28 protein-coding genes, 1 pseudogene and 1 riboswitch are annotated in these 25974 nt (G+C 60.2%); of the genes and pseudogenes, 19 read left to right on the top strand and 10 right to left on the bottom strand.

The window, feature by feature from the left end; genetic code table 11:
* Positions 1 to 168 precede the first annotated feature (168 nt).
* Both M0D69_RS18570 and M0D69_RS18565 read left to right on the top strand, forming a co-directional pair.
* The gene (locus tag M0D69_RS18570) at positions 169 to 1383 is read left to right on the top strand and encodes a cyclopropane-fatty-acyl-phospholipid synthase family protein (RefSeq protein WP_301783412.1); all 1215 of its coding nucleotides are present in this window, start codon (positions 169 to 171) and stop codon (positions 1381 to 1383) included.
* Positions 1347 to 2507, top strand: coding sequence for a DUF72 domain-containing protein (locus M0D69_RS18565; protein WP_301783411.1), 1161 nt, complete (start codon positions 1347 to 1349; stop codon positions 2505 to 2507). The genes M0D69_RS18570 and M0D69_RS18565 overlap by 37 nt, the downstream gene beginning before the upstream one ends.
* A gap of 55 nt (positions 2508 to 2562) precedes the next feature.
* Here the strand turns inward: M0D69_RS18565 and msrA are convergent, their stop codons facing one another.
* A complete protein-coding gene (gene msrA, locus M0D69_RS18560; protein WP_301783410.1) occupies positions 2563 to 3123 on the bottom strand; it encodes a peptide-methionine (S)-S-oxide reductase MsrA in 561 nt (186 codons plus the stop codon).
* A gap of 254 nt (positions 3124 to 3377) precedes the next feature.
* On the opposite strand from msrA, the gene M0D69_RS18555 reads away from it, so the two are divergent.
* Positions 3378 to 3887, top strand: coding sequence for a flavin reductase family protein (locus tag M0D69_RS18555; protein ID WP_301783446.1), 510 nt, complete (start codon positions 3378 to 3380; stop codon positions 3885 to 3887).
* Between the two features lie 32 nt (positions 3888 to 3919).
* On the opposite strand, the gene M0D69_RS18550 is transcribed toward M0D69_RS18555, so the two are convergent.
* The gene (locus M0D69_RS18550; RefSeq protein ID WP_047845177.1) at positions 3920 to 4408 is read right to left on the bottom strand and encodes an Lrp/AsnC family transcriptional regulator; all 489 of its coding nucleotides are present in this window, start codon (positions 4406 to 4408) and stop codon (positions 3920 to 3922) included.
* A gap of 141 nt (positions 4409 to 4549) precedes the next feature.
* Positions 4550 to 5365: an IclR family transcriptional regulator gene (locus tag M0D69_RS18545; protein ID WP_301783409.1), complete on the bottom strand. Its 816-nt coding sequence runs from the start codon at positions 5363 to 5365 to the stop codon at positions 4550 to 4552.
* 99 nt (positions 5366 to 5464) lie between these two features.
* Here M0D69_RS18545 and M0D69_RS18540 point away from each other — a divergent pair, with 99 nt between their 5' ends.
* Entirely contained in the window at positions 5465 to 6655 is a 1191-nt protein-coding gene (locus tag M0D69_RS18540; RefSeq protein ID WP_301783408.1) for an acyl-CoA dehydrogenase, read from the top strand.
* Between the two features lie 87 nt (positions 6656 to 6742).
* On the opposite strand, the gene M0D69_RS18535 is transcribed toward M0D69_RS18540, so the two are convergent.
* Positions 6743 to 7381: a peroxiredoxin gene (locus M0D69_RS18535; protein WP_277035727.1), complete on the bottom strand. Its 639-nt coding sequence runs from the start codon at positions 7379 to 7381 to the stop codon at positions 6743 to 6745.
* Between the two features lie 416 nt (positions 7382 to 7797).
* Here M0D69_RS18535 and M0D69_RS18530 point away from each other — a divergent pair, with 416 nt between their 5' ends.
* From M0D69_RS18530 to M0D69_RS18520, 3 genes are all read left to right on the top strand, one after another.
* Entirely contained in the window at positions 7798 to 8100 is a 303-nt protein-coding gene (locus M0D69_RS18530) for a YqjD family protein (protein WP_047845181.1), read from the top strand.
* Positions 8101 to 8298: 198 nt separating this feature from the next.
* The gene (locus M0D69_RS18525; protein ID WP_301783407.1) at positions 8299 to 8679 is read left to right on the top strand and encodes a phage holin family protein; all 381 of its coding nucleotides are present in this window, start codon (positions 8299 to 8301) and stop codon (positions 8677 to 8679) included.
* Between the two features lie 96 nt (positions 8680 to 8775).
* Positions 8776 to 9270 carry a DUF3318 domain-containing protein gene (locus tag M0D69_RS18520; RefSeq protein WP_301783445.1) on the top strand — a complete coding sequence of 165 codons (495 nt, stop codon included), beginning with the start codon at positions 8776 to 8778 and terminating at the stop codon, positions 9268 to 9270.
* A gap of 22 nt (positions 9271 to 9292) precedes the next feature.
* Here the strand turns inward: M0D69_RS18520 and M0D69_RS18515 are convergent, their stop codons facing one another.
* The gene (locus tag M0D69_RS18515; protein WP_301783406.1) at positions 9293 to 9676 is read right to left on the bottom strand and encodes a type IV pilin protein; all 384 of its coding nucleotides are present in this window, start codon (positions 9674 to 9676) and stop codon (positions 9293 to 9295) included.
* 589 nt (positions 9677 to 10265) lie between these two features.
* Between M0D69_RS18515 and M0D69_RS18510 the strand changes: the two are divergent.
* From M0D69_RS18510 to M0D69_RS18500, 3 genes and pseudogenes are all read left to right on the top strand, one after another.
* Positions 10266 to 11139, top strand: a pseudogene (locus tag M0D69_RS18510) (GyrI-like domain-containing protein).
* 15 nt (positions 11140 to 11154) lie between these two features.
* Complete coding sequence (locus M0D69_RS18505; RefSeq protein ID WP_301783405.1) at positions 11155 to 12108, top strand: alpha/beta hydrolase; 954 nt, start codon at positions 11155 to 11157, stop codon at positions 12106 to 12108.
* 494 nt (positions 12109 to 12602) lie between these two features.
* Positions 12603 to 13376, top strand: coding sequence for an MBL fold metallo-hydrolase (locus M0D69_RS18500; protein WP_301783404.1), 774 nt, complete (start codon positions 12603 to 12605; stop codon positions 13374 to 13376).
* A gap of 285 nt (positions 13377 to 13661) precedes the next feature.
* Here the strand turns inward: M0D69_RS18500 and M0D69_RS18495 are convergent, their stop codons facing one another.
* On the bottom strand, positions 13662 to 14228 hold the full coding sequence (locus M0D69_RS18495) for a hypothetical protein (RefSeq protein ID WP_301783403.1): 567 nt from the start codon (positions 14226 to 14228) through the stop codon (positions 13662 to 13664).
* 439 nt (positions 14229 to 14667) lie between these two features.
* Between M0D69_RS18495 and M0D69_RS18490 the strand changes: the two genes are divergently transcribed.
* Entirely contained in the window at positions 14668 to 15591 is a 924-nt protein-coding gene (locus M0D69_RS18490) for a S9 family peptidase (RefSeq protein ID WP_301783402.1), read from the top strand.
* A 327-nt stretch (positions 15592 to 15918) separates the two neighbouring features.
* On the opposite strand, the gene M0D69_RS18485 is transcribed toward M0D69_RS18490, so the two are convergent.
* The 4 genes from M0D69_RS18485 to glyA all read right to left on the bottom strand — a co-directional run bounded on the left by M0D69_RS18485 (position 15919) and on the right by glyA (position 18758).
* Entirely contained in the window at positions 15919 to 16344 is a 426-nt protein-coding gene (locus tag M0D69_RS18485) for a type II toxin-antitoxin system HigA family antitoxin (protein ID WP_301783401.1), read from the bottom strand.
* Between the two features lie 243 nt (positions 16345 to 16587).
* On the bottom strand, positions 16588 to 16860 hold the full coding sequence (locus tag M0D69_RS18480) for a Tfp pilus assembly protein FimT/FimU (RefSeq protein ID WP_301783400.1): 273 nt from the start codon (positions 16858 to 16860) through the stop codon (positions 16588 to 16590).
* 164 nt (positions 16861 to 17024) lie between these two features.
* Entirely contained in the window at positions 17025 to 17507 is a 483-nt protein-coding gene (gene nrdR / locus M0D69_RS18475; protein WP_301783399.1) for a transcriptional regulator NrdR, read from the bottom strand.
* A 3-nt stretch (positions 17508 to 17510) separates the two neighbouring features.
* A complete protein-coding gene (gene glyA / locus M0D69_RS18470; RefSeq protein ID WP_301783398.1) occupies positions 17511 to 18758 on the bottom strand; it encodes a serine hydroxymethyltransferase in 1248 nt (415 codons plus the stop codon).
* Between the two features lie 161 nt (positions 18759 to 18919).
* Positions 18920 to 19019, bottom strand: a riboswitch (ZMP/ZTP riboswitch).
* Between the two features lie 307 nt (positions 19020 to 19326).
* Between glyA and ydfG the strand changes: the two genes are divergently transcribed.
* The 8 genes from ydfG to ybgF all read left to right on the top strand — a co-directional run bounded on the left by ydfG (position 19327) and on the right by ybgF (position 25828).
* Complete coding sequence (gene ydfG, locus M0D69_RS18465) at positions 19327 to 20073, top strand: bifunctional NADP-dependent 3-hydroxy acid dehydrogenase/3-hydroxypropionate dehydrogenase YdfG (RefSeq protein ID WP_301783397.1); 747 nt, start codon at positions 19327 to 19329, stop codon at positions 20071 to 20073.
* A gap of 97 nt (positions 20074 to 20170) precedes the next feature.
* Positions 20171 to 20686, top strand: coding sequence for a tol-pal system-associated acyl-CoA thioesterase (ybgC, locus tag M0D69_RS18460; RefSeq protein ID WP_301783396.1), 516 nt, complete (start codon positions 20171 to 20173; stop codon positions 20684 to 20686).
* Positions 20687 to 20879: 193 nt separating this feature from the next.
* Positions 20880 to 21557: a protein TolQ gene (gene tolQ / locus M0D69_RS18455; RefSeq protein ID WP_301783395.1), complete on the top strand. Its 678-nt coding sequence runs from the start codon at positions 20880 to 20882 to the stop codon at positions 21555 to 21557.
* Positions 21558 to 21567: 10 nt separating this feature from the next.
* Positions 21568 to 22014 carry a protein TolR gene (gene tolR / locus M0D69_RS18450; protein ID WP_301783394.1) on the top strand — a complete coding sequence of 149 codons (447 nt, stop codon included), beginning with the start codon at positions 21568 to 21570 and terminating at the stop codon, positions 22012 to 22014.
* The gene (tolA, locus tag M0D69_RS18445; protein WP_301783393.1) at positions 22011 to 23093 is read left to right on the top strand and encodes a cell envelope integrity protein TolA; all 1083 of its coding nucleotides are present in this window, start codon (positions 22011 to 22013) and stop codon (positions 23091 to 23093) included. The genes tolR and tolA overlap by 4 nt, the downstream gene beginning before the upstream one ends.
* Positions 23094 to 23208: 115 nt before the next feature.
* Positions 23209 to 24501 carry a Tol-Pal system beta propeller repeat protein TolB gene (gene tolB, locus M0D69_RS18440; RefSeq protein WP_301783392.1) on the top strand — a complete coding sequence of 431 codons (1293 nt, stop codon included), beginning with the start codon at positions 23209 to 23211 and terminating at the stop codon, positions 24499 to 24501.
* 43 nt (positions 24502 to 24544) lie between these two features.
* Positions 24545 to 25051: a peptidoglycan-associated lipoprotein Pal gene (gene pal / locus M0D69_RS18435; RefSeq protein WP_122175187.1), complete on the top strand. Its 507-nt coding sequence runs from the start codon at positions 24545 to 24547 to the stop codon at positions 25049 to 25051.
* A 27-nt stretch (positions 25052 to 25078) separates the two neighbouring features.
* Entirely contained in the window at positions 25079 to 25828 is a 750-nt protein-coding gene (gene ybgF, locus M0D69_RS18430; protein ID WP_301783391.1) for a tol-pal system protein YbgF, read from the top strand.
* Positions 25829 to 25974 lie beyond the last annotated feature (146 nt).

Genomic DNA, 25974 nt, shown 5'->3' with positions numbered 1-25974 from the left:
TCGGGTTCCTGATGGACCCGCATTGACTGGACCCGCGTTAAATCGCGTCTCGTTGCGGCGTGTCCCTGCGACGAAGGGAGGAGGAGAAAGGCATCGCGAACAATGTGGAAACGTGCAGTGCAATCGACCCGGTTTAGCTTCATTTTCATCTGAGCGCGGAGAACGAGCATGTTTTGGGAGAAAAAGCTGACGCAGTGGGTGCAGGACATTCGGGACCGGGTGAACCTGCCCGCCCGGCTGGTACTGTGGGATGGGCAGCAACATGACTTCGGAAGTTTCGCGGCGCCGCAAGTCACGCTGCATGTGAAGAGCGCGACCGCCCTGCCTTATCTGCTCGAGCCGAGTCTCGACAACCTCGGTGAAGCCTATGTGAAAGGCAAGATCGACATTGAAGGCAAGCTGTCGGACATCATCAACATTAGCTACGGCCTGGCCAAGAATACGGTCACGAGCGCCGGCAAGCTGGCGCGCGTGCGACGTTACTTCAACCACACGAAGGCGTCGGACAAGAAGGCCATTCAGTATCACTACGATGTGTCGAACGAGTTCTACGCGCTGTGGCTCGACAAGAACATGGTCTACTCGTGCGCCTATTTCGAAAACGGCGATGAAGACCTTGCCACCGCGCAGATCAAGAAGATCGACCACATTCTCACGAAGATCCAGTTGCAACCGGGCCAGCGTCTGCTCGACATCGGCTGCGGCTGGGGTGCGCTCGTCTTGCGCGCGGCGCAGAAATTCGGCGCGAAATGCGTGGGCATCACGCTCTCGCAAAACCAGTTCGATCTTGCTACGAAGCGCGTGAAAGACGCCGGGCTGGAAGGTCAGATCGAAATCCGACTGCAGGATTATCGCGACGTGCAAGGCCAGTTCGACCGGATCACGAGTGTCGGCATGTTCGAGCACGTGGGCCGCAAGAATCTGCCCGGCTACTTTGCCAAGGTGCGCGAACTGCTGGTGGACGACGGCATCGCGATGAACCACGGCATCACGTCGACCGACTTCAACAGCGGCGAAACGGCGTTGGGCGGCGGCGAGTTCATCGACCGATATGTGTTCCCGGACGGTGAACTGCCGCACATCGGGCTCGCGCTCGAAGCGCTGCAGGAAGGCGGCCTGGAAGCCGTCGACGTGGAAAGCCTGCGCCGTCACTACGCCCGCACGCTCGACATCTGGGCGGAGAATTTCGAGGCAAAGTCGGAGCAGGCGAAAAATCTCGTCGACGATGAAAAATTCCGCATCTGGCGCGTGTATCTCGCGGGTTGTGCGTACGCGTTTGAAAATGACGATGTATCGATTTATCAGATCGTCTGCCGCAAGGCCGGGCGCAGCGCGAAAACGCTGCCGTGGTCGCGCCGCTATATCTACGACAAAGCGCTCTGAGTTCAACGCCTGATTCTGCCGCTTCCGATCAACCCGCGTCCGGTGATGAACTGGACGCGGGTGTTGAACTGCAACCGCAACAGGTCGACTTGTTCGGCGCGCCAGAAGAACCGGAAGCGATAGAAACAAAACCCGCCAAGGCACCTCCGGCCCGCACAAAAACACGCGGCGGCGTTTTGCCCGCCCTCGCCGCGCCCGAACTTCACGCGCTCGCCGAACGTCTTCCTGCGACCGTTCATATAGGGACATCGACGTGGTCGTTTCCCGGTTGGCGCGACATTGTCTACGGCGACGAGTACTCGTCCGCGAAGCTTTCCCGCGATGGCCTCAACGCACTCGGCGCGCATCCGTTGTTGCGCTGCGTGTCGATAGACCGTTCGTTCTACGGGCCGTTATCGGTGGCTGACTATGCGCGCTATGCCAATCAGGTGCCGGCGCATTTCCGGTTCATCGTCAAAGCGCCGGCCTCCGTCACCAACGCCACCGTCCGCGGCGACAAAGGCGCTCCCGCAGGCGACAACCCCGCGTTCCTCGACGCACGCATTGCCATCGATGAATTCGTGCAGCCATGCATGGCGGGCCTAGGTGAAAAAGCCGCGGCGCTCGTGTTCCAGATCCCGCCGTTGCCGGACGCAATGGTCGTCGATCCGACCGCGTTGCTCGATCGCCTCTCCGAGTTCCTGAAAGCCTTGCCGCCGCTGCCGGGTGAGAGCTGCTACGCCGTCGAATTACGCGATGCCATCATGCTGACGCCACGTTTCATCCGTGTGCTGCGCGACGCGAAGGTCCGCTATTGCGTTGGAATCCACGCACGCATGCCCGGTCCGCGACGTCAGGCAAAAGCGCTCGCACTACTCGACGAAGGCGGGCTCGGGCCGCTGATCGTACGCTGGAGCCTGCATGGCGGCTTCAAATACGAGCAGGCAAAAGCGAAGTACGAACCGTTCGATAAACTCGTCGATGAAGACCCCGATACACACGAAGCGCTCGCCGAACTCGCCTTGCGCTACGCGCTCGCGGGGCAACCGGTGGTGATCGCGGTCAACAACAAGGCAGAGGGCTCGGCGCCGCTGACGTGCTTCAAGATCGCGCGAAACATGGCGGCATCGCTGCCCCAGGAATAAAAAACGGGCTTCGATTCCACGAAGCCCGCCTTGCTCTACATTCCATCCAAAACACTCACCGTTTCAGCCGATGAGCGAACTTCTGCCTGAACTTCGCGACCTTCGGCGCGACCACAAACGCGCAATATCCCTGGTTCGGATGCTGCTCGAAGTAGTTCTGGTGATAGTCCTCGGCCGCAAAATAATTGCCGTTCAACGGCGTGACTTCGGTGACGATCTTGCCGTCGAAAATGCCTTCTTTCTGCAGTTCATCGATCACTTCCAGCGCGATCTTCCGTTGCTCGTCGGAGTGCGTGAAGATGGACGACCGGTATTGCGTGCCAACGTCATTACCTTGCCGGTTGAGCTGCGTCGGATCGTGGGTGGCGAAGAAAATCTCCAGCACGTCGCGATACCCGATCACCGACGGATCGAATTCCACCTTGATGACTTCGGCGTGTCCGGTCGTGCCGTCGCACACTTGTTCGTACGAGGGATCTTTCACCTTGCCGCCGGCGTAGCCCGATTCCACCGACGCCACCCCTTCCACGCCAAGAAACACGGCTTCGGTACACCAAAAACATCCACCGCCAATGGTGGCGGTTTCGCGCTTTGCCTGCTCGTCATGTTGCGTCATGCTGGCTCCTGGTTCGTGTTCCGCGAGAGCAATGAGATGCGGCGGAACCCCTGTGAATCAACCCTTCCAGCTTACTGGTTTTCGTGTGTCCGCGTTGCCTGTACGGCCTTTAGCACAGTGGCGAACAAACCGATTCCGCTAGAATCGCAACAATCGCCAATCCTCCGATGACTTCGAAAACTTCATTCGGCTTATTGTTTCCCATTGTTCGCCGCCTGGATTTCGCCGATACCGTCGAACCTGAACCCATCCCGATGAAACGCGCTAATCCACCGAATTTCGATGCCGTCGCTTTCCGCGACGCGCTCAGCCAGTTTGCCACCGGCGTCACCGTCATCACCACGCGCGCCGAATCCGGCCAGTTGATCGGCATTACCGCCAGTTCGTTCAACTCCGTTTCACTCGATCCGCCGCTCGTGTTGTGGAGCCTCGCGACCAAATCCGCATCGATGCCGGTATTCCAGGCCAATAGCCACTACGTGGTCAACGTGCTCGCGGCGACGCAAGTCGATCTTTGCAAGCGTTTCGCGACGGTCAAGGGTGACCGTTTTGCCGGCGTGTCGCACGCAGCGAGCGACACCGGCATGCCCGTGCTCGATGGCGCGCTCGCGTGGTTCGAATGCCACAACCGCAGCCGCTATCAGGAAGGCGATCACGTGATCTTCGTGGGTCAGGTGGAGCGATGCGGCGTGCACGAGAACGCAGCGGAGATCGCCCCGCTAGTGTTTCAGGCGGGGCAATTTCATACGCTTGGATCGTTGTGAAGGACTTTACTGCGCGTCCGGGTTGAGACGACTCAGCCCGTTCGGTCGATCAAGGCGACCGGCACGCCCGCTTCGTCCTTCATGGTTTGAAGCACGATGTTCGAGCGAATGTCGATGACACCCGGCGCCTTGTACAGCTTGCTCAGAATGAAGTCCGAGTAGTGCTTGAGATTGTGTGCGAGCACGCGCAGCACGTAATGGGTGTCGCCGGTGACAACGAACGCGCCCACTACTTCCGGCCATTCACGCACGGCTGCCGCGAATTTCTCGTGCCAGTTTTCCTGGTCGTTGCGCATCGATACATGGACGAACGCCTCCAGCTCGACGCCAAGCCGTTCCCGGTCCAGGCACGCTCGATAGCTCGCTATTACCCCTTCTTCCTCGAGCAGCCGCATGCGGCGCAGACAGGCTGACGGCGAGAGCGAAATCCGCTCCGCCAGATCGAGGTTGCTGATACGTCCATCTTCTTGCAGCACCGACAAAATACGGCAATCCGTTGCGTCCAGCGAGAACCCGGTCATTTTTTAGTCTCCCTGCGGCTGTTTCATCGAATTATGTTCTAAGAGCCACTTTTTTGGGATGTTATTTCTAAATCACGTTTTGATGGTTTTCGACCCGATTTAATTAGTGAAGGGTCAGACTCGGGCCCAATCGGGGCTTCTTCATGCCAATCGTGCTGCCAGCGCCCGTAATTTTGGCCCGACGACGTTGCGAAAATAACGCTCGTCCATCGACGATGCCGGCCCGCTGCTGCTCAATACAAGCCATCGTGCGTTGCGGATATCGCGTAAAGGCGCGGCGATCGCGTTGACGTCGGCGTGCCAGTCGCGAAACGAATAACAACAGCCGTCGCGCGCGTAATCGTCGATCGCCTCCTGCGCCGCCTTCACCAGGCGCGCGCCGTCTTCGCCATTTTTCACCGCCGCCGCGCCGAGTTCTTCAAGCAAAGCCGCGCGCTGGGCCGGTTCCTGAACCGCCAGATACGCGCGCCCCATCGAGCTGGTCAGCATCGAAAGCCGCGAACCAGGCGCGAGACCCAGCGTCAGCGCCGTCTCGCTGCGAATGGTTTCCAGATAGATCATGTCGAGCCCGTCGCGGCATCCCAGCGACACCGCCGCGCCGATTTCCCGCGCCAGCACCCGCATGTGCGGGCGCGCGAGCTCAAGCGCATCGGCCCCTGCCAACAACGCGAAGCCCAGCGACAACACACCCGTATCGAGCGCGTATTTGCCAGCCGGTTCGTCAAAACGCAGATAGCCGAGCGTGGTCAGCGTGTAGGCGAGACGGTTGACCGTGGCTTTGGGCAGACCGGTTCTATCGACGAAATCGCGATTGCCCAGCAAGGTTTCGCCCGGACGAAACGCCCGCAGCAATTCCAGGCCGCGGGCGAGCGCGACGACGAATTTGCGCTCATCGATTCCTTCTGAAGAATCGGACGACTTCGACGACTCGGAATTCCGGATGGAAGTTATTGGCATCGGGTGCTAGACTCGGTTCTGATTTGCAAAACATTGTTCCGCCTAGCGGAACATCAGTCAAGTCCGAAGATCAGGAATCGAGGAAACAGGAGAAACAACATGGCCGATGACGCCCGCTTCAGTTGGGAAGATCCGTTGCTGCTCGACCAGCAACTCAGCAACGAAGAACGCATGATCCGCGACGCCGCGCACGCTTACGCGCAGGACAAGCTGCAACCGCGCGTGCTCGACGCGTTCCGCAACGAATACACGGACGTTGCGATCTTCCGTGAAATGGGTGAACTCGGCCTGCTCGGCCCGACCATTCCCGAGCAGTACGGCGGCCCCGGTCTCAACTACGTCAGCTACGGCCTGATCGCACGCGAAGTTGAACGGGTGGATTCGGGTTACCGCTCGATGATGTCGGTGCAGTCGTCGCTCGTGATGGTGCCGATCAACGCATTCGGCACCGAGGCGCAAAAGCAAAAGTACCTGCCGAAACTGGCGACCGGCGAGTGGATCGGCTGCTTCGGGCTTACCGAGCCGAACGCCGGCTCCGATCCCGCCAGCATGACGACGCGCGCCAAAAAGGTGGACGGCGGTTTTTCGATCTCCGGCCAGAAGATGTGGATCTCGAATTCGCCTATCGCCGATGTGTTTGTGGTGTGGGCGAAGCTGGAAGAAAACGGTCGCGATCTGATTCGCGGCTTCATCCTGGAGAAAGGCTGGAAGGGCTTGAGCGCGCCCGCGATCCACGGCAAGGTCGGCTTGCGGGCATCGATTACCGGCGAGATCGTGATGGATGAGGTTTTCGTGCCCGAAGAAAACCTGATGCCGAACGTGAGCGGTCTCAAAGGCCCGTTCACTTGCCTGAATTCGGCGCGTTACGGCATTGCCTGGGGTGCGCTCGGCGCCGCCGAAGCCTGCTGGCACATGGCGCGGCAATACACGCTGGATCGCAAGCAGTTTGGCCGGCCGCTTGCCGCCAACCAGTTGATTCAAAAGAAACTCGCCGACATGCAGACGGAAATCACGCTCGGGCTGCAAGGTGTTCTGCGTCTGGGCCGTATGAAGGACGAAGGCACGGCGGCCGTCGAAATCACGTCGATCATGAAACGCAATTCGTGCGGCAAGGCGCTGGATATTGCGCGGCTCGCGCGTGACATGCTCGGCGGCAACGGCATTTCAGACGAATTCGGCGTGGCTCGGCATCTGGTGAATCTGGAAGTGGTGAATACGTATGAAGGCACGCACGACATCCACGCGTTGATTCTCGGACGCGCGCAGACGGGGATTCAGGCGTTTTTCTGAGAGTGGTTTGTTGGTCTTTTCAGACTGATGCAAACAAAAAGCCAACGCGTTCCACGCGTTGGCTTTTTGTTTCATGAGAGCAAAGACTTACTTGTTCGGTTGTGGCGTCAAACGCAGATACGGGCGTAAGGCCTTGTAGCCCTTCGGAAATTTACGCTTGATCTCCTCCTCGTCCTTCAGCGACGGCACGATCACGACATCGTCGCCCTGCTTCCAGTTACCCGGCGTCGCGACCTGATGGCTGTCGGTCAGTTGCAGCGAATCGATCACGCGCAGGATTTCATCGAAGTTTCGACCCGTGCTCGCCGGATACGTAATGGTCAGGCGGACCTTCTTTTGCGGATCGATGACAAAAAGCGAGCGCACCGTCAACGTGGCATTCGCGTTCGGATGAATCATGTCGTAAAGCTCGGACACTTTGCGGTCGCCGTCGGCCAGAATCGGAAAACCGACATTCGCCGCCTGCGTTTCGTTGATGTCCTTGATCCACTCCTTGTGCGACTCCACGTTATCGACCGACAACGCAATCGCCTTCACATTGCGCTTCTCGAACTCGCTCGCCAGCTTCGCCGTCAGGCCCAATTCCGTGGTGCAGACCGGCGTGAAGTCCGCCGGATGGGAAAACAGTACGCCCCAACTGTCGCCAAGCCATTGGTGAAACTTGATACGGCCGACGCTGGAATCCTGTTCGAAATCGGGTGCCGTGTCGCCTAAACGCAAGCTCATGATGTGTGTCCTCGAAGTGATGCACCGTGTTATTCGTCACGCGGTGCGGGGGGGTGTTGCAGCTCCTGTATCAGCCAAGCCGTTCAATCCATGCCGCCAAGCCTGGGCCGCCGAGAATCAAAGCATAAGGGACTAGACCAGCACAACGAACGAACATTCCGTCACATCGTCATGCACTTTTGTAATTTTTCAGCTTTAGGCAGAAACTTCGTGGGCCGGCGTGTCTTCGCTGAATGCGCCGTTGCACCCCGTGCGTTTCATTGGTCGCTCGCCAGGCCGGTTCGGCACGTTTGCAGTCGTGCGTTTGTGACGGCAGGAACAAAAACTGCAAGCTTTGATCTCGGGGCCGGATGGACGGCAATTTGCGACCGCTTCTTTGGTACGATTGGCGTAGCCTCACCCGTGTGGAGCCATCAATGTCAGAAATCAATAAGGAGCGATTCATGTCGGATATCAAAACCGTTCTCGCAGACGCCGAAGACCTGTTGAAACAGGCCGCAAGCGCCACGGGCGAGCGTGCATCCGAGTTGCGCGAGACCGCTCTGACCCGCTTGAAACAAGCGAAGGAGAAGGCCGCCGACGCACAAGTCGTGGTGATCGAAAAAGGCAAGAAAGCGGCGCGTGCAACCGACGACTTCGTGCACGAACGCCCATGGGCATCGATCGGGATTGCTGCAGGTCTAGGGGTCGTCGTCGGCTTGTTGATCAATCGCCGTTAATCCTCGTTAATCCCGGGCGCCGGGTTTGCTGAGTGGGTGCGGCGCTATTGCATGCGGACCCGCCGATGAAAACCCCAAGCGCCTGGAGCCGCCGGAGTTGTCCTGTCCGGCGCTCAGCTTAAAAGACCGGCCGGGGCGGCTACGCGACCCGGCCGGAAACCATCGCGCCAAAAATAACGCGCTCCTCGCGCTCAAGCCATGACGAAAGAAAGGCAATCTCAGCACGATACGCAAGGGCCGTTGCGCCGCATCGTCAGTTCCGTGTTCGCCATCTTCGAGACGCGTCTGGAATTGATCGGCATCGAACTCGCGGAGGAAAAGGAGCGGCTGATCGGCGTGCTCTTCCTCGGCCTTGCGGCAATGATGCTCACCATGATGGCGCTGATCACGCTCACTGTGCTGATCGCAATCGCGTTCTGGGATACGTACCGGTGGCAATCGCTTGCGGCGATCACAGTCGCGTATGCGCTGGTCGCCGTGCTGTGCGCCATTCGCGCGCGCACCGGACTGATCAACGCGCCCAATGTCTTCGACAGCACGCTCGCCGAATTCAAGAAGGACCGTGACACGTTCAACTGACGCGCCTGACGTGCGCTGCGGGCTCACCTCATGGCGATGCCTGTGCAGTTCGACAAAACCGTATTCATCGACGACTTTCCAAGAGCCCGCCACGCCATGAGTCACTACGACGACACCTTCAAAGCTCAGAAGCGAGCGACCGCGCATAAGCTGAGCACGCCCCACATGCGAGCGTTGCGCAAGGAGCTGCTGATCGCGCGGGCGGACGTCGAGCGCATGGAACTCGCGCAGGCGAGCGCCGATCTGCGCTACAAGGTCTCGCATTTCAGCTTTCTGAATCTGCTGATACCGGGGCGTCGCAAGCGCGGCCGGGCATCGAGTGGCGGCGGGTTCATGAGCGGGCTGAGCGGCGTGTTCAATAGCGCGAGCGGGCTGGGCCTGTTGCTCAAGCAATACCCTGTTGTCAGCTCCCTCGCTTCGCTCGTGCTCGCCAAGCCGGTGCGCTCCCGCCTGCTCGCGAGCGCGAAACCCCTGCTCAAATGGGGCGCTCTGGGCTTGCTGGGCTGGGAGGCGTATCGCGTGTGGCAACAGATGAAGTCGAGGCCGGACAAATCGTCGTCAGCCGACGTTGCGGTCGAGCCGGATCTCTGACCGGTTAGTTCGTGGCGTTTGGTCATTTGCCGCTCCAGCGCGCCGCCACTTTTGGCGGCGTGAGTTTTTCCGGCTTTTCCACCAGTCGATTCGACCTGACGCCAGTTGCGCCCAGAGAAAAAATGCCGCACGCGTCTGCGGCGTCGGCCGGCTCCACTTCGATCGAATACCCGCCGTTCTGCTCCGATTCGCCGAGCATCCGCAACACGTAAATTGCTGTACCCAACGCGGGCGCCTGGTCGAAACCGCTGTGCAGCCTGAAGGCGGCGTCATTGCTCGACGCCGTTCGCGCGTTTTCCGCATATTGAGCGGCGCGATAAAGCGCTGTCACCGCGTCCAGCCTATGCCGCTTTGCCACCTGTTGCGGATAAACCGGCATCGCGAACGTCGCGATAATCGCCGCCATGCCGTTGCTCCGCACGCGCCTTGCGTTAGCCGGGCCCGGCTGCCGGTAGCCAGCCGGACATGACGGCGTCCACGCACGCCAAGCGACGTCAACGTGCTCTCGCGTGCACTGAAGTCGAAGCTGCGAAATGTAGGGAAACGGAATTGTTGAGACCGGCCATCCAGCCTAATCAGTGGCTCGCTGACGAATTCGGCAATGCGCCAGACGACGCGGATCCGAATTCGTGAGATTTGCCGGATTTGCGACGCGATTTAGTTGGATCGGCCGGATGCTCAGATTGGCCCGTCTTGTGCCGGTTGCGAAAGGCTGCGTGCGGGGCCAGCTGCGGCCGTTCGCCAGCACTCTCAGGTGAACATTCGAACGTCGACTATGCTCAGGTGCTGGTCATTGAGGTGCAGGCTCGGTATTGCAGGTCGTCGGCTTAAGTGGTCCGTCAATCCGGCCCCCCCCCGCCAGGCGCCATGCTGCCAGAAGGCGTCGTTAACCAAGAGAGGGTGATAGAAAGCTCCGATGGCAGAATCGAGCAAGCGCGGCTAGGTATGCCGTCCAACGATGGGCGACCATGACGCAAATCCGCACGATCCAGACCATGCAAACTGACGCTGTTGCTCCGGCCGCCTACGCAAGGCGATTCGACGCTGTTCTCGCCTACATCGATGCCAACCTCGATGGCGATCTGTCTGTGGACGTACTGAGCCGCATCGCGCATTTCTCGAAGTTCCATTTTCATCGGCAGTTTGCTGCCTACACCGGCGTTCCGGTAGCTCGTTATGTGCAACTGATGCGCCTGCGACAGGCTGCCCGGCGCCTTGCGTCACGCAATGGCTGCTCGGTCTTCGACGCCGCGCTCGACGCCGGCTTTGACAGCCCGGAAGCTTTTAGCCGAGCGTTCAAGCGCGTCTTCGGCCTAGCCCCGAGTTCATTCCGACGGCAGCCAAACTGGCAAGTCTGGAGCGCTTCGTTCGTCATCCCGTACCTTTCGAGGACACTGACCATGCAGGTGAGAATCGTCGCCTTTCCCGAAACCCGTGTCGCCGCGCTCGAACACCGCGGGTCGATCGGACATATCAACGCTTTGCGTGCGCAAGTTCATCGACTGGCGCACGCAAAGCGAGCAATCTCCGGTGTCGTCGAGCCGGACCTTCGGCATCCCGCGCAGCAACCCGGACACTACGCCGCCCGATGAATTCCGTTTCGACATCTGCGGCGAGATCGACGGGCCGGTCGCGTCGAATGCCGATTGCGTTCGCGAACTCGTGATCCCGGGCGGCCGATGCGCGGTGGTCCGGCACGTGGGATCGACCGACCATATCGGCGAAACGATCTACCCGATCTACCGCGACTGGCTTCCCGCAAGTGGGGAGGAACTGCGCGATCACCCCTTGTTCTTCCACTACCTCAGCGTCTATCCGGACACGCCGCAGGATCAATGGCAGACCGACATCTACGTGCCCCTTGCGTGACAAGGCGACGCTGACATGATCATCATCGCGGTCGCCCTACTCGTTGTTCTCGCCACTATCGCGCTGGCGCTTGTATTCGGCGGTCCACGGCGCCCGCCGCCGATGTCCAGCATCAGTGCGCCGTTTGCGCAGGTCGACTTTTCCGATCTGCCGGAGCTGTCGACGTTCCGGGCCGAGGACGGTCAGGCGCTGGCGTACCGGCAATATCGACCCCGCACGGATACGGGCAGCGGCAGTGTCCTGCTCGTCCACGGTTCATCGGCGGGCAGCGCCAGCATGCACCTGCTCGCGAAAGCGATGGCCGCGGCCGGTTTCGCGGTCTACGCGCTGGACATGCGCGGACATGGCGCGTCCGGGCGAAGGGGGCACATCGACCGCATCGGCCGCCTGGAATTGGATCTGGAGGCATTCGTGCGCGAGGTACGCCCGCCCCGGCCATCGACGCTCGTCGGCTTTTCGGCGGGCGCTGGTTTCGCACTGCGCGTCGCGGGCAGCGCCGATCAGAAGCTCTTCGACCGTTACTTGCTGCTGGCGCCGTTCATCGGCGATCAGGCGCCTACGCAGCGCCCGCGCAACGGTGGATGGACTGAAGTAGGTCTGCCGCGCATCTTCACCATCACGCTGCTGAACGCATTGGGATTTCGCCTCGCCAACGCACTGACCGTTGTCCGCTTCGCTCTGAGCGACGAGGCCAGCGCCTCGCTCACCCCGCGATACGACTTCAACCTTGCGAGCAACTTTCGCCCACCGCGCAACTACATCGACACGATCCGACGCGCACGGCAACCTTGCGCGGTCATGGCTGGATTAGCCGACGAAGTATTTAGGAGCGAGCAGATCGAACGTATCGTTCGCAAAGCAGGGCAGGATTGGCGGGTCACGTTGATCCCGAACGTCGGGCACATTCAGCTCACACTTGAGCCGTCGGCTATCGCAGCGGTGGTTAGCCAACTGCATAACCCACGGTAGACGTAGCGCATTGCACGGCTGCACGTCGACTCCCTGAGGGCTGGCCTTATCTCCAAGGTGTCCGCGTACACCGGGCGAAGTAACTGACGTTCGGGTCTTGAGGGCTGCCTGCGTCCGCTGGGTAGCTTTCAGTCGACAAATCGCGGGCTTGTCGTGCGGCGAACTGCTTTGGCGGAGATTGTGCCGGCCTCCGCGAGCACACGGATGGCCGTTGGACCTTGGAAGCCGTCGTTGAGGACGTATCGGATCGAACGGCGGTTGAGGGTCGATGACTGCCGGCCGCAACACACGGTGTCCGGCGAGAGGCACTGACTCGCGTTCTGCGCTGAAGACAGGTTTGTCCGCGACAAGGCTTCCGAACCAGCCGTCGACAAGCTGCTCAGGCGAGTGGTTGTTATGCTCCGCGCACCAAACCGACGATGCCAGTCTCAACGCTCTCGAAGTGCTGTGCGAAGTGTGTCAAAGTAACAACTCTTACTCGTGAGCAACCCCGCATGACGACGTTACCGATTGCCGACCGATGGTTTGAACTCAAGCGCGTCAGCGACGACATCACCCTACTTTGGGAACCACACGTCGTGCCGCTGATGCGCTGCAATATCTGGCATGTGCGCGGCCGCGACCGGGATCTGATGATTGACACAGGGATGGGTATCGTCAGTCTGCGGGATGCTGCCAGGCACCTGCTGCAGAAGGACGTAACCGCCGTTGCGACGCATACGCACTCGGATCATGTCGGCGGACATCACGAGTTTGAACACACGCTGGTTCACGAATTGGAGGCAGAGAACCTGCACTCGCCGCGCGAGCCAGGCACCCTTCTGGCATCGGTATTGGGCGACGAAGCAATTCGCCGGTATCGCAAAGCAGGTTATCCGTTCGACGGCGATCTGATCACGGCCCTTCCCAGCGCTGATTACTCGATGTCCGACTATCGCGTGCGGGCCGCAACGGTCACGGAAATCGTCAAAGAAGGGAGCATCGTCGATCTCGGCAACCGGCATTTTGAAGTCCTGCATCTGCCCGGCCACTCACCCGGCAGCATTGGCCTATGGGAAGCGGCATCCGGCACTCTGTTCTCGGGCGATGCGATCTACGATGGCCCGCTGCTGGATGAGATAGGTGGCGCTGATATTCCGACTTATGTGCGCACGATGAAGCGCTTGCGTGAATTGCCCGTGCAAGTGGTCCACGCAGGGCACGACGGGAGCTTCGGGCGAGAACGACTGGTCGAGTTGGTCGATGCGTATCTGGCTAAACGTACCTGATCGCGGGCGGGGTCGGCGGCTAGGTGCGTCGCCTGCTGGACTTCGCGTGCCAAAGAAACGGTTGGCGTATGCCGGCCATGAAGCGTCATTCAATCGCACGGTTGTTCCGACCTTCGGACGTCGGCTCTGCACCGGTTATCGGTCGCTCACATGCTGACCAGGACCAGTAGCGGTCAATCGCCGTGCGATGGCCCTCAGTCGAAGAGGCGAACCGGGTCTGTCGCGGTCACACATCCGTGAGACACGGCCCGGACTCTCTGGCGTGCATGAAGGTGCCTCTCGTGTTCAAACGCAGCTTTCATGGGGGCACGCATGGTCGCTGAAGATCAACAAAAGGGTAGCGGTAACCGTGGCGCAGTCGAACGGTACGCGGTGCGAGACTTCTTCCGCAGACCAGACAAGCATGCGTTCACAATCGCTCCTGATGGCCGGCACCTGTCCTTTCTTGCGCGGCGCTCCGGCCGCCAGAACATATTCGTGCAGGGGATCGATGCTGATGGCGCTCCCGTAGGCGAGCCCCACCCCTTGACCAACGAGACAGAACGCGACGTGCCCGGCCACGCATGGAAGGGCAACGACCAGATTCTGTTTGTCAAAGATTTGGGAGGCGACGAGAACTTCCACGTGCTTTCGGTTCCGATCGACGGCGGCGAGCCGCGCGATCTGACGCCGTTCGATGGCGTCAAGGCCAGCATTGTCGATGACTTCAGGGACGATGACCGCCACGTGTTGATCTAGATGAATCGTCGCGATCCGCAGGTCTTCGACGTTTTTCGCGTTGACGTCATGACGGGCGAACTGACGCCGATCGCCGAGAATCCAGGTAATGTCATGGGCTGGATGACGGATCATGTAGGGCGGTTGCGCGTCGCGATCGCGTCCGATGGTGTCAACCGACGCTGCTCTACCGTGACGTCGAGGCAGAGCCTTTCCGGGCCGTTCTGACGACGGACTTCCGTGAGACTGTCTCGCCGTTGTTCTTTACGTTCGATGACAAACGGCTATACGTTTTGTCGAATCGAAGACGCGACAAAGCCGCAATTTTCGAATTCGATCCCCAGACGGGCGAAGAGGGAGCGTTGCTGTTCGAGACCACGGATGTCGACGTGAGCGGACTCAGGTATTCGAAAAATCGGCGCGTGCTGACAGCTGCGTCATATGTCGACGATCGGGTTCATCGCCATTTTTTCGACGACTTTGCGCGAGACGTCAGGGCTGATCTTGAGCGGCAGTTGTCGGGTCAGGAAATTACTCTCGCGAGCATCACGCGCGACGCGTCGCGCGTGATCGTGTGTGCCGCAAGCGATCGGTCGGCCGGCTCTTGTGGATCTACGACATCGAGCGCCGGCACCTTTCCAAGCTTGCCGACATGATGCCTTGGCTCGACCCTGCCAATATGGTGCCGATGTTCCCAATTCGCTTCATGGCACGCGACGGCTTGCAACTCAACGGATACCTTACGTTGCCCGCGGGATTCGAGCTTGGGCAGGAATTCGCCGAGCCCTTGCCGCTAGTCGTCAATCCGCATGGCGGTCCTTGGGCGAGAGACATGTGGGGCTTCAATGTCGAAACGCAGTTGCTTGCGAATCGCGGCTATGCGGTGCTACAGGTCAATTTCCGGGGCTCGACGGGATATGGACGCGCCTTCTGGGAAGCCAGTTTCGGGCAATGGGGTCGCGCGATGCAGAATGATATCGACGACGGCGTCGACTGGCTCGTGTCGCAAGGGATCGTCGATCCGGCGCGCGTCGGGATATACGGGGTAAGTTATGGTGGCTACGCGACACTTGCGGGCGTTGCGTTTACGCCGGATCGATACGCGGCTGCCGTCGGCTATGTCGGCATATCGAACCTCTTCACTTTCCTCGAATCGATGCCTCCGTATTGGAAACCGATGCTCGAAATGCTGTACGAGATGATCGGCAACCCGCAGACCGAAGAAGGCAAGCGGACACTGCACGACGCGTCGCCGCTGTTCTTCGTAGACCGGATCGTGACACCGCTCTTTGTCGCGCAAGGCGCAAACGATCCGCGAGTCAAACAGGCCGAGAGCGATCAGATCGTCGACGCTTTGCGTGCGCGCGGTGTCGATGTCAAATATATGCTCAAGGAAAACGAAGGGCACGGCTTTCACAACGAAGAGAACCAGTTCGAGTTCTATGAAGCGATGGACGCGTTTCTTGCCGAACATCTCGGCGGAGTGGCAAGGAAGTGACCAAGTCTGCATCGTAGCTGCGTTCCTGATTAGCAACGGCCGACCCGATGTCGCTGGGCCTCATGCCTACGTCCGTTAAACGATGGAAGCGGTCTTTTCAGAGGCTCGATTCGCAACGGCGGTCAGGGTCGCGTGCCGCTGGCCGCAGGAGGGCAGGGGCGGCCAAGGGACGTTAGGCACTCCTTTGCGGATCGCCGCCAATCGCCAGCCGGAACAACGCTCACGATGTCGATGTAATCGGCTGGCCTTTCATCCGGCCGAGCCATCCTGTGTGTGCGATCTTCTGCGCTACGGCCTTTGCGACGTCGTTATCCCGAATTCGGCGCTTCATAGGAAAAGATCCGCGTGCACGTGAAAACGCTTGGCGAGACCCTTAGCGATCTCTTTGCTGATGGCGCGCGTGCCGTTGAGGATCTCGGAGATCCGGTTCTGAGGCGCCACGTCTGCGAGATCTCCTTGCTTGAGGTCATGCTGATCCATCAGAAACCGCAGCGCTTCACGTGGCTCGGCTTCAGGGATCTGCACGTGCTCGTCCTCATATGCTTTCGCCTGAGTAGAGATAAGGTCGAGCACCTCGACGAGGGGATGAGCTTCGTTGTCGCCAACGTCATCCAGCAGCTCGTCGATCAGCGCCATTGCTTTTGCATAGTCCGCCTCGGTGCGGACGGACGTTACTCCGATCAGTTTCTTAAACGGCGCCCACGCTTGCAGGATGGCTTTCGGTGCAGGGAGACGTTCGGCTGTGTCAATCATTGCTTTCTCCATTTACCGGTGTCGTACTCGGCATGGGTCAAAACGTGCCGTAACCGATAGTTAATCACACTGAGTCTCACCAATTCCGTTTCCCTGCAGAAAGCCGCGGACCACCTGACCCGACGGCGGCGTGAACGACAACTCACTCCCCGTTCCGCCGATAGCAATGCCGCTCGCCGCCGGCTGCATCCGCAACAACACGCGTCCGCCGTCTCGATCGGCAAACAGCGCCCAGCCGCAGGACTAATCCGTCAAGCCGCCGTCGCAGGGCTTGCCCGCCGTCAGACACGCACGCGCGGCATCGATCCGGCACAAGGTCACGCGTGCGCCACGCCCGATCGCTTGCGAGCGCGCCGGCATGAGCGTGGACATCATCGTGCGCGCCCGCGCATCGATCTGATCGCGTTTATGCCACACGACAAACGAAGGCGTGGAGAAGGTCGCCACGATCGCGATCACTGCAAGCACGACGGCGAGCTCGGTCAGTGTGAAGCCTGACAAACATCGTAAATTCATCTGCATCCCTCATCGATGGAGCCAGGTGAGCACTCAATCTGAAGAGAATTTTCGATCTCCGCCATTAGCCGATCGGTCGAGTATCGTACGTGCAAAAGCCTCGACATACTGATCGAAACGATCACGAGGTTCAAGCGAGAAAGGACCGGGAAATGCAGAAACGCTCAGCGTTTGCGGGGACTGGATTTGCGCGGCGCGGCGCGCCGGAATTCCTCGAGCACGTCTTCGAATTCGGACACGTCTTCAAAGCGTTTGTAGACCGAAGCAAAACGCACGTAAGCAATGGTGTCGAGTTGGCGCAACTCGTTCATCACAAGCTCGCCCAGACGGTCGCTGCGAACTTCGCGCTCACCGCTGCCAAGCAACTGATATTCGATACGCGCAACGGCGGCATCAATAGCGTCGGCTGCAACAGGGCGCTTGCGCAGCGCCAGTTGCATGCTCGCCACAATCTTCCCGCGATCGAACTCGGTGCGGCTGCCATCCTTCTTTACGACCGATGGCAACGCAAGTTCCACCCGCTCATACGTGGTGAAACGCTTGTCGCAGGCGGGGCAACGCCGCCGCCGGCGAATCGCCGCCCCATCTTCCGACACGCGCGAATCCGCCACTTGCGTGTCCTCGTGACGGCAGAAGGGGCAGCGCATGGCTTAGCCGTAGACCGGGAACTGCTTGGTCAACGCGGCTACCTTCGCGCGTACGCGCTCGAGGTTCGCTTCGTCTTCCGGCGCATCGAGCACGTCGGCAATCAGGTTACCCACCTGCTCGGCCTCAGCCACGCCAAAACCGCGCGTGGTCATGGCCGGCGAGCCAAGACGCACGCCGCTGGTGACGAACGGCTTTTCCGGATCGTTCGGAATGGCGTTCTTGTTGACTGTGATATGAGCCTTGCCAAGTGCAGCTTCCGCCGCCTTGCCGGTGATGTGCTTGGCGCGCAGGTCGACCAGCATCACGTGGCTCTCGGTGCGGCCCGAGACGATCCGCAAGCCGCGCTTCACCAGCGTTTCGGCCAGCACGCGCGCGTTGTCCGCGACCTGTTGCTGATAAACCTTGAATTCCGGCGACAACGCTTCCTTGAACGCCACGGCCTTACCGGCGATCACGTGCATCAGAGGACCGCCTTGAATGCCCGGGAAAATCGCCGAGTTGATTTGCTTCTCGTACTCGGCTTTCATCAGGATCACGCCGCCGCGCGGGCCACGCAGGCTCTTGTGCGTCGTGGTCGTGACGAAATCCGCGAACGGCACCGGGTTCGGATAGACGCCGGCGGCGATCAGGCCGGCGTAATGCGCCATGTCGACCATGAAATAGGCACCCACGCTCTTGGCGATCTTCGACAACCGTTCGAAATCGATCTTCAGCGCAAACGCCGAAGCGCCCCCCACGATCAGCTTCGGCTTGTGCTCTTTAGCCAACTCTTCGGTTTTGTCGTAGTCAATATCTTCGGCTTCGTTCAGGCCGTAGCTAACCACCTTGAACCACTTGCCCGACATGTTCACCGGCGAGCCGTGCGTGAGGTGACCGCCTTCGGCCAGGCTCATGCCCATGATGGTGTCGCCCGGTTTGAGCATGGCGAAGAACACACCTTGATTCGCTTGCGAGCCGGAATTCGGCTGCACGTTGGCGGCCTCCGCGCCAAACAGCTGCTTCACGCGCTCGATTGCGAGTTGCTCGACAATGTCGACATACTCGCAGCCGCCGTAATAGCGCTTGCCCGGGTAGCCTTCCGCGTATTTATTGGTGAGTTGCGAGCCTTGGGCGGCCATGACGGCCGGGCTCGTGTAGTTTTCCGACGCGATCAGCTCGATGTGATCTTCCTGCCGCCGGTTTTCCTGCTCGATCGCCGCAAACAATTCCGGATCGACTTGGGCGATGGTGCTTTGGGCTTTATCAAACATACGTTTTCCGTTGAATGGGTGCCAGTTGACCGGATCGCGCGTGCGCATATGCACTGCGCCGCAAAGGGCGCGAAGCACGATGGGTCCAAGCGAGGCGGAAGAGAGAAGCTCCGTTTACGCAAGACGGACAGCCACCGGCGACGCAACGAACGCGTGCGGATCTCAGCTGCCCAGGCGAACGGCAAAACGACACCCTGCGCTTCCCGGTGGGTTAATCCACCTTGGATCCGAGGATCCTTGTCGCCAGTTACGCAGGGCTGGAGAGCCCTAGTTTAATGGGCTGCTTGAGAATAGGCAACAGCGGGCGAACGCCTGAAACAGGGCGCCGCGAGGCCGTCAAGTGCGGCCGGCCGTTGCGTGCGGGCGTCGCCCAGGCGCTAAAATTGCGCACCGGGAGCGGTGTTTGCGCTGCATAGCCGATCTTCCCGGGCGAATTGAAATAAACGCTGACAACTTGCCGCATCGCAGCAATGGAAGTACGCTGTCCCGCTTTCCCGCGTGCGCCCCGGCGCCGCCCGAAGGCCCCTTTCCGCAACCTGACACGCAACATTACAACCGGAATCCGCACATGATCGTATTTGTCACTGGCGCTTCCGCCGGCTTCGGCGCAGCCATCGCCCGCACATTTGTGAAAGGCGGCCATCGCGTGATTGCAACCGCGCGCCGCAAAGACCGGCTGCTGGCGCTGTCGCAAGAACTCGGCGACGCGCTGCTGCCCGTCGAACTCGACGTTCGCGACGAAGCAGCCATCAAGTCGGCCATCGCCGCGCTGCCGGAGGCTTTTTCGCAGATCGACGTGCTGGTCAACAACGCCGGCCTGGCGCTCGGCCTGGAACCGGCGCATCGCGCGAGCCTCGACGACTGGAACAACATGATCGATACCAACTGCAAGGGTCTCGTCACGGTCACGCACGCGTTGCTGCCCGGAATGGTCGAACGTAACCGCGGGCACGTGTTCAATCTGAGTTCGATCGCAGCGTCTTACCCCTACCCGGGCGGCAACGTTTACGGCGCGACCAAAGCGTTCGTGCGCCAGTTCAGCCTGAACCTGCGGGCGGACCTGACCGGCACGGCGTTGCGCGTAACCGACATCGAACCCGGCCTGTGTGGCGGCACGGAATTCTCGAACGTCCGCTTCAAGGGCGACGACACGAAAGCCGCCAGCGTCTATAAGGACGTGCAACCGCTGACGGCCGAGGACATTGCCGACTCCATCTACTGGATCGCGACACGCCCTGCCCACGTGAACATCAACACCATCGAGATGATGCCGGTCGCGCAATCGTTCGGTCCGTTGACCGTGCATCGCGGCTGATCCCGACCGGTGATACGCCAGAACGTCCAGCCGATGGTTGCCAGAAAGCACGATTCGACGGACGTTTTGCGGCTTCCGGTAAAATGCGCGGATGAACATGTCCACCAGCGAGCCTCAGCAGGCGAACGGCCTCTTGACCTTCGATTGGCCGCTCCGGGTCTATTACGAGGACACCGACGCCGGCGGGATCGTCTTCTACGCGAACTACCTGAAGTTTTTCGAACGGGCGCGCACTGAATGGTTGCGCGCGTGCGGCATCGACCAGCGCACGCTCGCCGAGTCGGACGGCGTATTGTTCGTCGTCAAGCGCACGGCGCTGGACTACTCGGCGCCCGCACGCCTCGACGACCTCATTCATGTGGTGAGCCGGATCGAGCGTCTCGGCCGGGCATCGGTGGATTTCCACCAGGAAGCATGGCGGGACGGCGTCTTACTGGCTTCCGGCGACATCAAGGTGGCGTCGGTGAGTCTCGGCACCATCCGCCCGGTCGGAATTCCCGCATCGGTGCTGAGCGGGTTGCGCCGCGGACCGCAAGCAGCTGTGTCAAGCAATACGTCAACCTCGGCGGCGCCAGTACCGTTTAAATCACCTTGTTCAGAAAAACCCATGTAGACAAAGACCCTTTGGCTCCATCAAGACCTGAACTGAACCAAATCGAGCCTGCGTGCCTCAAGGCCTGCAGGCACAGAAGTACCGAGCAAAAGTTGGCAGGACCTGTGCGCGCTTTCAGTCGTTTTTCGAAAGTCTGACAATTTCCAGCCAGTTGTACCTCGGACGCCCCTTTGGGACGTAACAGCGGACTTTTATGAACACTACACAAGACCTGTCGATCGTTTCTCTCGTCATCCATGCAAGCCTGCTGGCGCAGGCCGTCATGGCGCTGTTGCTGATACTGTCGTTGTTGTCGTGGACTTACATCATTCGCAAGTGGTTTGCCATTCGGCGCGCGCGTGCTCAGACCGAGCGCTTCGAACGCGATTTCTGGTCGGGCGGCGACCTGCAGGCGCTTTATCAGAGTGCTGCCAATAACCGTCACACCATCGGTGCACTGGAACGGATCTTCGAATCGGGCATGCGCGAGTTCCTGAAAGGCAAGGAGCGCCGCATGAGCGACCCGGCGGCCATTCTCGACGGTTCCCGCCGCGCCATGCGCGCCGCGTTCCAGCGTGAAATGGATGTGCTCGAAGTGAACCTCGCGTTTCTCGCGTCGGTGGGTTCGGTCAGTCCGTATATTGGTTTGTTTGGTACGGTCTGGGGGATCATGAATTCGTTCCGCGGCCTCGCTAACGTGCAGCAGGCGACGCTTGCGAACGTGGCGCCGGGTATTGCCGAGGCGCTCGTCGCTACGGCAATCGGCCTGTTCGCCGCGATTCCGGCGGTGGTTGCGTACAACCGCTACGCACACGATATCGACCGCCTCGCCATTCGCTTCGAAACGTTTGTCGAAGAGTTCTCGAATATCCTGCAGCGCCAGGCCCACTAAGGAGTCTAGTATGGCCGGAGGTCCAATGCGTTCCAGCATGCGCGGCAGTTCACGGCGCGCCATGTCCGACATCAACGTCGTGCCTTACATCGACGTGATGCTCGTGCTGCTCGTCATTTTCATGGTGACCGCCCCGCTCGTCTCGCCTTCCATCATCAACCTGCCGACGGTCGGCAACGCGCAACCGCAGGATCAAACACCGCCGGTCGTGGTCAATATCAAGGCGGACGGCAGCATGAACGTGCGCTACAAGGAAGACGGCGGCGCGGCGCAACAGCAGAACATGACCAAGGCGGAACTCAACTCGTTTGTGCTGAACCGGCAGGAATCGCATCCCGATCAGCCGGTCGTGATTGCCGCCGACAAGACAGTGAAATATGAAGTCGTAATGAACGTGATGTCCGATATGAAGGCGCGAGGCGTCAAACGAGTCGGATTGTTAGTCAAATCGCAATGATGAAACGGCAGCCCAGCGGGCACCCTGGCGCGCGGGCGAGCGCGCGCCCCATCCGTCCGCCGCGTGAACGCGGGACATGGAAGGCGTTTGCGCTCGCCGCGCTGATGCACGTGCTGCTTGGCATCCTGCTGTACCACGGCGTCAACTGGCAAAACAACACGCCGGCGGGCGCCGAGGCCGAGCTGTGGACCGAGATCCCGGATCTGTCGGCGCCCACGCCTCGCCCTGTTCCGCCGCCCGAGCCGCCGGTCAAGGTGCAGCCTGCGCCGCCGCCGGCGAAGGATGAGGAAGCTGACATCGCGTTGCAGGAAAAGAAGCGTAAACAGCAGGAAGCGACGGCGCGTGCCGCGCAACTCGCCGAGCAGCAGCGTGCGCAGCAACAGGCCGAGCAGGAAGCCGAGGCCAAGCGTCAGCAGCTTGCTCAACAGGCCGCGCAGCAAGCCGCCTTAGCGGCGCAAAAAGCGACACAGGACAAACAGAAACTGGCCGAGAAGCAAAAGCTGTTGGCTCAGCAAAAGCTTGACCAGCAGAAGGCGCAACAGGCCAAAGAGAAGGAAGCTGACGCAGCGAAAGCGGCGGAACAGCAGAAGCAAGCTGAGGCGAAAGCTCAGGAAGACGCCAAGGCCAAGACTCAGGCGGATGCCAAGGCGAAAGCCAAGGCTCAGGCCGACGCGCAAGCGAAGGCCAAGCTCGACAAGGAACGTAGTGCGCGGCTCGCGCAGTTGCAGGGACAGGCCGGCGGCGGCACGGAATCGAGCGGCAACGGGCTGGCCAAGAGCGGCACGGGCAGCGGCGCGGGCGGGACGGCGACATCGGCGGGATATGCCGAGAAGGTGCAGCGCCGGGTGCGCCCGAACATCGTGTGGGCGGGGGAAACGGCGGGACTTGAGACGGTGGTCGCGGTACGTTGTTCGCCGACGGGCACGTTGCTGTCGGCAACCATCCAGCGCTCCAGCAGCAACGAGCAGTGGGATCAGGCCGCCTTGCGCGCAGTTCAGCGCTCGGACCCGATGCCCGTAGACACCAACGGCCAGGCGCCCTCGTCGTTTACGATCACATTGCGTCCGGCGGGCGGTTGAACGGACATGGTAAAACGACAGCGCACATTGGCCTTGACGGGAACGAATTGTGCATCCGGCGGTCTGTTCTGCAGCCGCCGATAGATTAAAAATCGCTTTTTCTGGAACCAGATACATGAGTTTGATGACAAAGCTTGGCCTGAAAACGCTTGTTGCATCCTGCCTGATCGCTGCGGGTACCGCCGCTCAGGCGCAATTGAATGTGCTCGTGACGGGCGTGGGTTCGACCCAATTTCCTATTGCCACCGCCACGTTTGCCAATGAAACGAATTCGCCGCAGCAGATCAGCGCGATTGTTCGTCAGGACTTGGCGCGCAGCGGCAAATTTACGAATATCGATGCGGGCTCAACGCCGGTGTCAGAGACCGATTCGGTCGATCTCGGCAGCTGGAAGGCGAAAGGCGCCGATGCATTTGTGTCCGGCAGCGTGAATCGCCTGCCGAATGGCCAGTATGAAGTGCGCTTCCGTCTCTACGACACGGTCAAGCAGGAAAGCCTGGGCGGCTTGTCCCTCGTCAGTCCGGAAAGTGGTTTGCGGATGAGCGCACACAAGGTCGCCGACTACATCTACGCCAAATTGCTGGGCGACCGCGGTGTTTTCGCAACGCGCCTGTCTTACGTGATCAAGACCGGCGGCCGTTACCAGTTGCAGATTTCGGACTCCGACGGCCAGGACGCGCGCATCGCGCTGTCGAGCCCCGAGCCGATCATCTCGCCGGCTTGGTCGCCTGACGGCACCAAGGTCGCATACGTCTCATTCGAAAAGAAAAAACCCGTTGTTTATATCCACGACCTGCCCACAGGCAAGCGTGTGATCGTGTCGAACCAGAAAGGCAATAACAGTGCACCGGCGTGGTCACCGGACGGCCGCAAGCTTGCGGTCGCCTTGTCGACTACCGGCAACACGCAGATTTTCCAGGTGAACGCAGACGGTAGCGGTTTGCGTCGCCTGACGCAGGGCAGCTCGATCGATACCGAGCCGGCTTACTCTCCCGATGGCAATTCGATTTATTTCACGAGCGACCGCGGCGGCGCGCCCCAGATTTACAAGATGTCGGCGAACGGTGAAAGCGCCGGCTCGGCACAGCGCGTCACATTCACGGGCAATTACAATACAAGCCCGCGAGTGAGCCCGGACGGCAAGCAGATTGCGTACATTTCGCGTGTTGGCGGTGGCTTCAAGCTGTATTTGCTGGACCTCTCGTCCGGCACGGCGACCGGTCTGACCGACACGACGCAGGACGAATCGCCCAGTTTTGCGGCGAATGGTCAGTACATCCTCTACGCCACCCAGGTGAACGGGCGTGGCGTGTTGGCGGCCGTGTCGACCGATGGTCGCACGCGGCAAGTCTTGTCGCTTCAGGGGGGTAGCGTACGCGAGCCGTCCTGGGGTCCGTTCATGCAATAACCTCACGCAATAACTTAAGCAGCAACACACAAGGAGAGTAACCATGATGTCTAAAATTCGTATCGGCTTTGCAGTGGCGATGGTCGGTGCATTGGCGGCATGTCATTCAGGCGTTAAGCTGGATGAAGGCGCAAACAAAGGCGCGATCGGCACGCAACCCGACGCGAACGCAGTTCAACAGGTCAATGTCGACCCGCTGAACGATCCGAACAGCCCGCTGGCGAAGCGCAGCATTTACTTCGACTTCGACAGCTACGCAGTTCGTGACGACTACCAGCCGCTGCTGCAACAACACGCGCAGTATCTGAAGAGCCATCCGGAGCGTCACGTCCTGATCCAGGGCAACACCGACGAGCGCGGCACGAGCGAGTACAACCTGGCGTTGGGCCAGAAGCGTGCTGAAGCGGTGCGTCGCGCAATGTCGTTGCTGGGTGTGGCCGACACGCAGATGGAAGCCGTGAGCCTGGGCAAAGAAAAGCCGCAAGCTACCGGTCATGACGAGTCGTCGTGGGCGCAGAATCGCCGCGCTGACCTCGCTTATCAACAGTAATGTAACCAGTCACGGGTGAGTCGCCGTATGTGGTATCGCTTCCCCTCGCTGCGCGCGGTCGCAGTTGCTTGTTTGCTAGGTTCGGCCGTGGTTGGCGGAACGGCGCATGCGGCATTGTTTGATGACAATGAAGCGCGTAAAGCGGTGCTCGATTTGCGCACGAAAACGGACAGCCTGGCTAGCCAGTTGTCCGCCGCTCAGCGCACGATCCTCGATCAATCGAATCGTCTCGACCAGTTGAATCAGCAAGTCGCCACGCTTCGGGGACAGAACGAGGACATGGCCAACCAGTTGACCACGTTGCAGAAGCAGCAGAAGGACTATTACACCGACCTCGACGGCCGGCTGAAAAAGTTCGAGCCGCAGCAGCAGACGGTGGATGGCATGCAAGGTACGGTGCAGCCTGGCGAGACTGAAGCGTTCAACGCGGCATCGACTCAGTTCCGAAGCGGCGATTTCAAGAATGCCGCTGTGTCGTTCAAGGCGTTCGTGACGAAGTATCCGCAGAGCCCGTACCAGCCGACCGCGCAATATTGGCTTGGCAACGCGCAGTATGCTCTGCGCGATTACAAGAGTTCGACGGCAACCTGGCAAAATCTGGTGAAGAATTTCCCGACGCATCCGCGGGCGCCCGATGCGCTGCTCGCAATCGCGAACAATCAGATCGAGCAAGGTCAAAAAGCCGCTGCGAAAAAGACGCTGGATCAGGTTATCTCGCAGTACGGCGGAACGGAAGCCGCGCAGTCGGCTGAAAGCAAAATGTCGCAGGTGAAGTAAGCGAAGCTGGTCTTCGCGCCTCTCGTTGAAAAAGCCCGTAGCGTGGTTGCTGCGGGCTTTTTCTTTGGATCATCCCGTTGGTTCGTGATGCGGTGCGCTTTTACGCTGCGTTGACAACTTACGGTCGATATGACTATAATTTCGGC

Source organism: Caballeronia sp. SEWSISQ10-4 2, assembly GCF_030464885.1.
Taxonomy (GTDB): Bacteria; Pseudomonadota; Gammaproteobacteria; order Burkholderiales; family Burkholderiaceae; genus Caballeronia.
The sequence above is the reverse complement of the archived record's forward strand: the minus strand, read 5'-3'. Positions and strand labels throughout refer to the sequence as shown.